Source organism: Klebsiella sp. EMBS2024 (assembly GCF_036233805.1).
Lineage (GTDB): Bacteria > Pseudomonadota > Gammaproteobacteria > Enterobacterales > Enterobacteriaceae > Klebsiella > Klebsiella pneumoniae.
This window is the reverse complement of record NZ_JAZARW010000001.1, coordinates 1,721,476-1,729,552: the sequence shown is the minus strand read 5'-3', so window position 1 is coordinate 1,729,552 and position 8,077 is coordinate 1,721,476. Positions and strand designations below refer to the sequence as shown.

The window sequence follows — 8,077 nt, the reverse complement described above, 5'->3', positions numbered from 1 at the left end:
TAAGGTCGAAAATTCAATATCTATTGCCGGGTAAAATAAAAGTTAAGAATTTCTTTAATTACAAAAGTCCAGGNGCGCATGCTCATCGCGCGCCTGGCAGAGAAGGGATTACTGGGCGGGAGTGACAGCGCTACGCTGGGCTTCACGCAGGGCGAGACGCAGATGATCGTGATGTTTGGTTAGCAGCTCCCGCGCGTGCCAGGCGTCAAGCCCGCTGAGCAGCATCAGGATCGCGGTGCGGCAGTGCTGATGACAGCTGGCCAGGGCGGCCTTTGCTTCACTGCGCGTGCAATCGGTGGCCGCCATCACAATCGCTATCTGCCGCTCCGCCCAGTGCGAATTGTCAGCCTGCACGTCCACCCGCAAATTGCTGTACACCCGACCGTCACGGATGGCGAGTCCGGTTGTCAGCATATTGACGATCTGCCTCTGGGCCAACTGAGCCTTCGGATTGGCTAACCCCGCCACCGCCTCCGGCCCGGTCTGCGGAGCAATAATGATATCCGCCAGCTGCGCCGCCTCGCTGGTCGGCTGCTGGGTGATGACCGCTATCGGGGCGCCCAGCGACCAGGCGTGGCGCATCGCCCCCCACACCCATGGCGTCTTGCCGCTGACGGTCAGCGCCAGCAGCATATCGCGGTTGCTGAAGTCCAGCGACTGCAGCTCAAAGGCGCCCAGGTCATAATTATTCGCCGCAGTCTCCCGCTCGGCCATCGCCGCCGTCTGCCCACCGGCAATCAGCCCCACCAGCGCGTGTTTACCTTCCGGCGAATAGTCGCTGACCGCCTCAATGGCCGTCCGGCCCGAAGCGCCGGCGCCAATAATGACCAGGCGCCCTCCCCGGCTTATCGTCGCGGTGGCGATATCAATCAGCCGGGCGATATCCGGCAGACAGGCGCCGACCGCCTCCGATATCTGCTTATCATCCTGATGCAGCATCGCCAGCATATCGGCGGTGGCGAGGCGATCGATGTGGGTGGTCTCCGGGTGACGACGAGCCTGCATTGACGCGGTTAGCGAACTGCTCATAACAACCTCCATTTACGACAGAAAAAGCGCATCTCGGCAAAATCAGCGGCCTGATGCATATCCTTATATTCATCAGGACTATTTAACCTCTGCCGCCACTATAAGTGGAATGTTCTGCGCTTTACCGCCGTCGGGGTCACAGTTTACCGTCCCCAACGCGCGTTTACGGGTGATTGTCGGTTATCTGAGCAATTCTGTCTGAGGTCTCATCTTCACCACCCGCCTGCATAGCCAGCCAGAAGGATTGCTGGCAAAGGTTATAAAACTGTTTGCGCATCGGGTTGATCTCCTGGCCGGCGGCGTCGATAACCTGCCAGTCAATCCAGCACTCCGGGCAGGATGCGCTATCCTGCTGCGCGATCTCGAGCTCATAGCGGCGCTGGATCACCACCCCGCTGCGATGCCGCCAGCGGGCGATCTCCCACTCTGCTTCCGCTTCATTATCCTGTTCACGATGCTGCGCCAGACGTTCAACGTGCCGCTGCCGGAGGATATCCCGGACCAGAGAAGCCAGTTCCATAGTGTCTCCCTTAAGCCTGTGGCGAAAAGCCGCAGTGTACCGCGCGCTGGAGGAGTCTGCCGTAGCAAAAGCGGCCTTTTGCTTTGATTACACGGCTTTATGTATGCCGCGCTATCGGCGATAATAATCTTTCACTGAATCTACCCGGGGTCGTCATGAAGGCTTCAGAGCACCCGCCTCGCGTTCGCCAACGCGTCTTACCGTTAAAGCTGAGCACCGCCGTGTCCTTGATGATCGGCAGCGTCATCGGCGCCGTGCTGCTGCTGGTGTATGCCTTGTGGTATATGCAGATCAGCAACGCCACCCGCGACGGTCTGAAAGAGACCGCGCTGGCGGTGGCGCGCACCATGGCCGATATGCCGCAGGTGAAGCGCGGACTGGAGGCGCCCCCGCAGCAGCAGATCATTCAGCCGCTGGCGCAGGCCATTACCCGCCGCAACGACCTGTTGTACGCTATCGTTACCGATATGCAGGGTATTCGCTATTCGCATCCGGACAGCTCAATCATCGGCAAACCGTTCATCGGCCACGATATTCAGCCGACGCTGCAGGGAAAAGAGAATGTCGCCATCAACCACGGGGTGCTGGCCCCGGCGCTACGGGTGTTTACGCCGGTGTTCAACGAACGGCATCAGCAAATCGGCGTGGTGGTGGTCGGCATTTCACTGAGTAAAGTGGACGAACAGATCGCCAACAGCCGTTGGGACGTGCTGCTGACCATCCTGTTCAGCGCGCTGGTCTGCGCGCTGGGCACCTGGAGCCTGGTTCGCGGCCTGAAGCGCGTGCTGCTGGGGCTGGAGCCGCACGAAATATCCACCCAGTTTCAGCAGCGTCAGGCCATGCTTCACGCCCTCAAGGAGGGGGTGGTAGCGGTCGATGCCCATGGCGAGGTAAATCTCATCAACCCCGCGGCGGAAGAGATCCTCTTTTCCGGCCCGGATAAGACTCTCGTTCACAGCCCCCTGCTCGACGATCTGCAGACCGTACTGCAGAGCGGCGAGCCAATGTACGACCGCGAACTGGGGTGCAATGGTCTGCTGCTGATCGGCAATACAGTGCCCATTCGCAGCCAGGGTGCGGTGGTCGGCGCCATCTGTACCTTCCGCGATAAAACTGAGGTCAGCCAATTGCTGCAGCGACTGGACGGCATGATGAGCTATGTGGATGCCCTGCGCACCACCTCCCATGAGTTTATGAATAAACTGCACGTGATCCTCGGTCTGCTGAATATGAAAAGCTACGGCAAACTCGAGGAATACGTGCTGCAGACCGCCCACCGCTACCAGGCGGACATCGGCGACATTCAGCACCGCATTAAATCCCCGGTGGTGGCCGGCTTCCTGATAAGTAAAATTCAGCGCGCCACAGAGTGCGGCTTTACCCTGACGCTGGCGGAGGAGAGCCTGGTGCCGGATTGCCCGAACGAGAAACAGGTCACGGTGCTGGTGACGGTGCTGGGCAACCTTATTGAGAACGCGCTGGACGCCATGAGCGGCCAGGCGGAGGGTGAGATCGGCCTGCTGCTGCACTACCAGGACGGCTGGCTAAGCGGTGAAGTGAGCGACGATGGGCCGGGGATCCCGGAGAACAACATCGACGCTATCTTTAACAAAGGCTTCTCCACCAAAGGCGAGAATCGCGGCGTCGGGCTGTTTCTTGCCAACCAGCAGTTGCGCGAGCTCGGCGGCACCCTCGCCGTCGAATCGGAACCCGGCGTATTTACCCAATTTTTTGTTCATCTCCCCTGGGATAGTAAAAGGAAACCTGCGTGATAAATGTTTTAATTGTTGACGATGATGCCATGGTGGCCGAACTGAATCGCCTGTACGTGGCAAGGGTTCCCGGCTTTCGTTGCAGCGGGAGCGCTTCGACGCTCAGTCAGGCCCAGGAGATGATTAACGATCCGCAGCAGGAGATCGATCTGGTGCTGCTGGATGTCTACATGCAGCAGGACAGCGGGCTCGATCTGCTGCCGACCATCCGCGAGTCGGGTCGCGCCATCGACGTTATCATGATTACCTCGGCGGCGGATGCCGCCACGGTACAGACCGCGATGCATTACGGGGTGGTCGATTACCTGATCAAACCCTTCCAGTTTCCGCGCTTTGAAGAGGCGCTCACCACCTGGCGGGAGAAGCGCAAGCTAATAACCGGCCAGCCCTATTACGAACAGGCAGATGTCGACCGCCTGCTGCACGGCGGCGCGCCGGAGGCCAGCGACGCGCGCAAGCTGCCTAAAGGATTAACCGCGCAAACGCTGCGCACACTCTGCCAGTGGATTGACGCCCATCCGGATGTCGAATTCTCTACCGATGAGCTGGCGGCGGCGGTGAATATCTCCCGCGTTTCCTGCCGCAAATATCTGATTTGGCTGGCGCAGATCAATATTCTCTATACCACTATCCACTACGGCGCTACCGGGCGGCCGGTCTATCGCTACCGTCTGGTCGCCGAACAGTACAGTTTGCTTAAGCAGTACAGTCAATAACCCGATAGCCGCTGTCCAGCGGCGCAAAACGCAGCCGCTGCGGCGATGAGAGAATAATGTCGCGATTTTTGGTAACGAAAATCGCGTCGATATCCTGCCGCTGACGCAGCGCTGCGCAGCCCTTCTCCACGCCGAGGCCGAACAGCAGCGTGGTCCAGATGTCGCCGTCTAAAGAATCCGCGGAAATGACCGTCACGCTGTCGAGTTCGTTGTCCAGCGGATAACCGCTGCGCGGGTCGAGAATATGGTGCCAGCGTTTGCCATCCTGTTCGAAATAGCGCTCGTAGGTCCCGGAGGTGACTACCGATTGCCCGTTGACCGTCAGGGAACCGATCAGCGCCTGCGCGTCGGCAAATGGTTTTTTCAGGCCAATGGCCCATTCGCCGAGGGTATGCACATTGCCGCCGAGGTTGATCAGCGCCTTCTCCACCTGCTGCTGACGGAGAAAATCGCGCACGCGGTCAGCGATATAGCCTTTGGCGATCGCCCCGAGATCCAGCTCCATCCCCGGCTGTTGGAGAAACACGCTGCAGGTTGCCTCATCAAGGATCACCTCCTGTGGGCGGGTCAGCGCCAGTCGGGCTCTTATCTCAGCCGCGTCAGGCACGCTGTGCCCGTGAAAACCAATTCGCCACAGCTTCACCAGCGGGCCGATGGCGAGGTTAAAGGCGCTGTCGCGCACCATGCTGGCGGCTTTGGCGCACTGGATCAGCTGAAAGACCGGTCGGCTGACGGTGACCGGATGACGCCCGGCGGCATGGTTGATATCCATCACCTGCGACTCGGCGCGGTTAACGGTGAGCAGGTCTTCGTAGCGCTTGATAAGCTGGAAAACGCGGGAGGCCATCGCCTCATCGTGGGAACAGAGTTTGAGCAGGATGGGCGAGCCCATCAACACGGCGGAGTAGCTATAGACGCGGTTATCGGACATCGGGCTTTCCTTAGAAGGGGCAAGCCGGGCGGCGAAAGCGCCAACCCGGCAGGAGCAAGGTTACAGGTTATCCTCTGGCACGTTTCGCCGCCTGATGGCCCGCGAGGGTACCGAAGATGATGATATCCGCCACCGCGTTACCGCCGATACGGTTGCCGCCGTGGATCCCGCCCACCACTTCACCGGCGGCGTAGGCGCCGCGGATCGGCTGCTGCGCCACATTCAGCACTTCGCCATCGGTATTAATGGTCACGCCGCCCATGGTGTGGTGCACCCCGGGGGCGATGCGAATGGCGTGGAACGGGCCTTCGTTAATCGGCGCGCGCAGCGCGGTGGTCCGGCCAAACTGTTCATCATGCTGTTTTTCCACCGCCCCGTTATAGCACTCGAGGGTGGCGAGGAAGGCATGGTAATCCATCCCCAGTTTCTCCGCCAGTTCCCGCGGTGAGCTGGCGCTGGTGACGAAGCCTTTGGCGATGTACTCGTCGGCAGCTTTGTTTTTCGCCCGAACATGCTCGTCGAAGACGATGTAAGCATAGTGTTCCGGCAGAGCGATAATCGCCGCCGAGACTTTATCGCGGGTCTCCATCTCGTTGAAGAAGCGGTTCCCCTGCTGGTTTACGAGAATAGCGCCGCCGCCGCGAATCGATTCGGAAATCAGATACGAGGTCTGCTGCTCGACGGTCGGGTGAATCTGAATTTCGCCCATGTCCACGGTGCCGGCGCCGATGCGTTCCAGCAACGCGATACCGCTCCCGGTAGCCCCTTTGTGGTTAGTGGTGACGAAGCCTTCAAGGTCAGGACGATACTTCACGACCATCGCGCTGTTAGCGCTGAAGCCGCCGGTGGCCACTACGATGCTTTTGGTCTGTACTTCAATGACCTCTTTTTCGTCGTTGATCAGACGTACACCGCTAACCTCATCCCCGCGCATCAGGATCTCTTCCACCGAGGTATCCAGCAGGACGTCAATACCGCGTTTGGTGATGTTGCGCACCAGGCCGCTAATCAGATAGCCGCCAACCGCTGACCCGTCGCGCGGACGGTGGGTACGGTCAATGCTCATCCCACCGGTGGTGGTAATGTCGTTGAGCATAATGCCCCGGTCCGCCAGCCACTCAATGGCTTGCGGCGCGTTTTCAACGAAACGGCGCAGCAGCTGCGGGTTGTTTTTGTTGTGGCCGCCCTTCAGGGTTTCCTGATAGAACAACTCCTTACTGTCTTCGATACCTTTCACTCGCTGGAAGCGGGTTTCCGCGGCGTTCATCCCGGCGGAAGCCTTGATGGTGTTCCCGCCGATGGTTGGCATTTTTTCGACGATCAGCACGCTGGCCCCTTCGTCGTGGGCCTGAATGGCTGCCGCCAGACCGGCGCCGCCGCTGCCGACTACCACCACATCATAGCTTTTCGGCGCGACGTCATTGCCGCCCTCTTCCGCCGCCAGCGCTTTACTCGATTTCAGCATCGCTTTGGCGACCGCTTTTTTCACCGCCTCGCTCTGGCTGGTGGCCCCGGAAATGGCATCGACGTGCGGGGTATTGGCGGTGAGAATACGTTCGCGGATCTCTTCGAAGCTGGTGGTGAATTCCACGGTCTGGACCGGGCTCGCCGCCAGTTCGATATCGGCAATATGGTCATTTTCGAGGCTGACGTTGATCACCAGCTCATTGGCGTCATCGTGGACGGTCTCAACAAACATCCCCGGTTTAAATTTGGCGTCGCCCATGCTCATGTCGCGGATCATCGCTTCCACCAGCGAGAAACGCCATAGCGGTTCCGGAATGTGCAGCGCTTCACGCTGGGTGCTGTCGATAAACAGCTCCAGCTCTTCGCCGGCGGCGATACGTGACGCCCAGTCCGGATAGGCGATGCAGGCGCGGCCCACGGCGATCAGGTCATAGCCGTGATCGAGGCCCTGCTCGGCATCGGCGGCGTTGACTACCCCGCCGACGCCCATCACCGGCACCTGGGCGAGGGTGTCAGAGCGCATCGCGCAGTATTTCTCGATTAGCGGCGTCGGATCGCTGGTATCGACGATAGACGGACGCAGGGTCGCGCCCACCGAGAAGTGCAGATAATCGACACCGCGGGCGGCCAGCTTTTCCAGCAGATACATGGTGTCGTCAAAGCGGATCCCCGGGACCTCCATCTCCTCCGGCGAGAAGCGATAGCCGATGATAAAGGCATCGTCGGCGTACTGGCGGGCCATTTTGTGGGTAATATCCAGCACCGCCAGTGGGAAACGGGCGCGGTTGTCGCGGCTACCGCCCCACTCGTCATCGCGCTGGTTGGAGTTCGGCGAATAGAACTGCTGAATGAGATAGGTGTTGGCGCCGTGAATTTCGACCCCGTCGAAACCGGCGAGAATGGCGCGACGAACGCCGTCGCCAAACTTGGCGATCATCCCTTCCACTTCTTCTCCGCTCAGCGCCCGCGGCATGGCGGCGCCCTCACGCGGCGCGGCAATAGCGCTCGGCGCCACCGGCTGGCGCCCCCCGATCAGCTGCGGGTCGACCATACGGCCGCCGTGGTAGATCTGCAGAATCGCTTTTGAACCCTCGGCTTTGATCGCCTCAGCGATTTTCGCCAGGCCGGCAATTTTTTCATCATTATCGATGCCGATCGCGCCCGGGAAGGCCAGACCGTAGTCATCAATAAAGCAGCACTCGACAATAATGGTACCGATGCTTCCGGCGCGCGCGCGGTAGTACTCCACCAGCTCGCTGGTGACAGTACCATCGAAATAACCGGTGCAGGTGGTCATTGGCGCCATGAGCAAACGGTTTTTCAGCTCGGTACCATTTGGTAAAGTAAATGGCTGCAAAATACGTTCGTTACTGGTCATAAGTTACGCTCCAGATTTTAAAATATTAAAAGCTCAGAATGAGGTGACGGAATCATTAATGGTTTTGGTTTTTTAATTCCTGTTGTCATGCCAATAATATAGCGCGTTTTTTAATTACTAAACCAATTACGTTAGTTATAAAACTATTTAACCCCAGCAATAACATCGCTACCTCTATTGTATTATTAAAATAATAAATAGTATTTACATAATACAAATGCGTGATAACAATTAGGATACTTTTGTTAACATAAACAATGACAA

6 protein-coding genes are annotated in these 8,077 nt (G+C 58.7%); 2 read left to right on the top strand and 4 right to left on the bottom strand.

Going from position 1 to position 8,077, the window contains the following annotated elements:
* Positions 1-108: 108 nt before the first annotated feature.
* Together VZP09_RS07725 and VZP09_RS07720 are read right to left on the bottom strand one after the other, a co-directional pair.
* Positions 109-1,029, bottom strand: coding sequence for an N-acetylmuramic acid 6-phosphate etherase (locus tag VZP09_RS07725; RefSeq protein ID WP_004179719.1), 921 nt, complete (start codon positions 1,027-1,029; stop codon positions 109-111).
* A gap of 163 nt (positions 1,030-1,192) precedes the next feature.
* Entirely contained in the window at positions 1,193-1,549 is a 357-nt protein-coding gene (locus tag VZP09_RS07720; RefSeq protein ID WP_004176301.1) for a hypothetical protein, read from the bottom strand.
* Positions 1,550-1,704: 155 nt separating this feature from the next.
* On the opposite strand from VZP09_RS07720, the gene VZP09_RS07715 reads away from it, so the two are divergent.
* Both VZP09_RS07715 and dcuR read left to right on the top strand, forming a co-directional pair.
* Complete coding sequence (locus VZP09_RS07715; protein ID WP_021313863.1) at positions 1,705-3,321, top strand: sensor histidine kinase; 1,617 nt, start codon at positions 1,705-1,707, stop codon at positions 3,319-3,321.
* The gene (dcuR, locus tag VZP09_RS07710) at positions 3,318-4,037 is read left to right on the top strand and encodes a two-component system response regulator DcuR (protein WP_004176303.1); all 720 of its coding nucleotides are present in this window, start codon (positions 3,318-3,320) and stop codon (positions 4,035-4,037) included. Before VZP09_RS07715 ends, dcuR begins: the two co-directional genes overlap by 4 nt.
* On the opposite strand, the gene VZP09_RS07705 is transcribed toward dcuR, so the two are convergent.
* A complete protein-coding gene (locus VZP09_RS07705; protein ID WP_004143085.1) occupies positions 4,018-4,968 on the bottom strand; it encodes an FAD:protein FMN transferase in 951 nt (316 codons plus the stop codon). The genes dcuR and VZP09_RS07705 overlap by 20 nt on opposite strands.
* A 67-nt stretch (positions 4,969-5,035) precedes the next feature.
* Positions 5,036-7,813: a flavocytochrome c gene (locus VZP09_RS07700; protein WP_004179710.1), complete on the bottom strand. Its 2,778-nt coding sequence runs from the start codon at positions 7,811-7,813 to the stop codon at positions 5,036-5,038.
* Between the last annotated feature and the right edge of the window lie 264 nt (positions 7,814-8,077).

Excerpts from the sequence above, each read along its gene's own strand:
- VZP09_RS07725 (WP_004179719.1), bottom strand. The coding sequence starts at position 1,029 with ATGAGCAGTTCGCTAACCGCGTCAATGCAGGCTCGTCGTCACCCGGAG.
- VZP09_RS07720 (WP_004176301.1), bottom strand. The coding sequence starts at position 1,549 with ATGGAACTGGCTTCTCTGGTCCGGGATATCCTCCGGCAGCGGCACGTT.
- VZP09_RS07715 (WP_021313863.1), top strand. The coding sequence starts at position 1,705 with ATGAAGGCTTCAGAGCACCCGCCTCGCGTTCGCCAACGCGTCTTACCG.
- VZP09_RS07705 (WP_004143085.1), bottom strand. The coding sequence starts at position 4,968 with ATGTCCGATAACCGCGTCTATAGCTACTCCGCCGTGTTGATGGGCTCG.
- VZP09_RS07700 (WP_004179710.1), bottom strand. The coding sequence starts at position 7,813 with ATGACCAGTAACGAACGTATTTTGCAGCCATTTACTTTACCAAATGGT.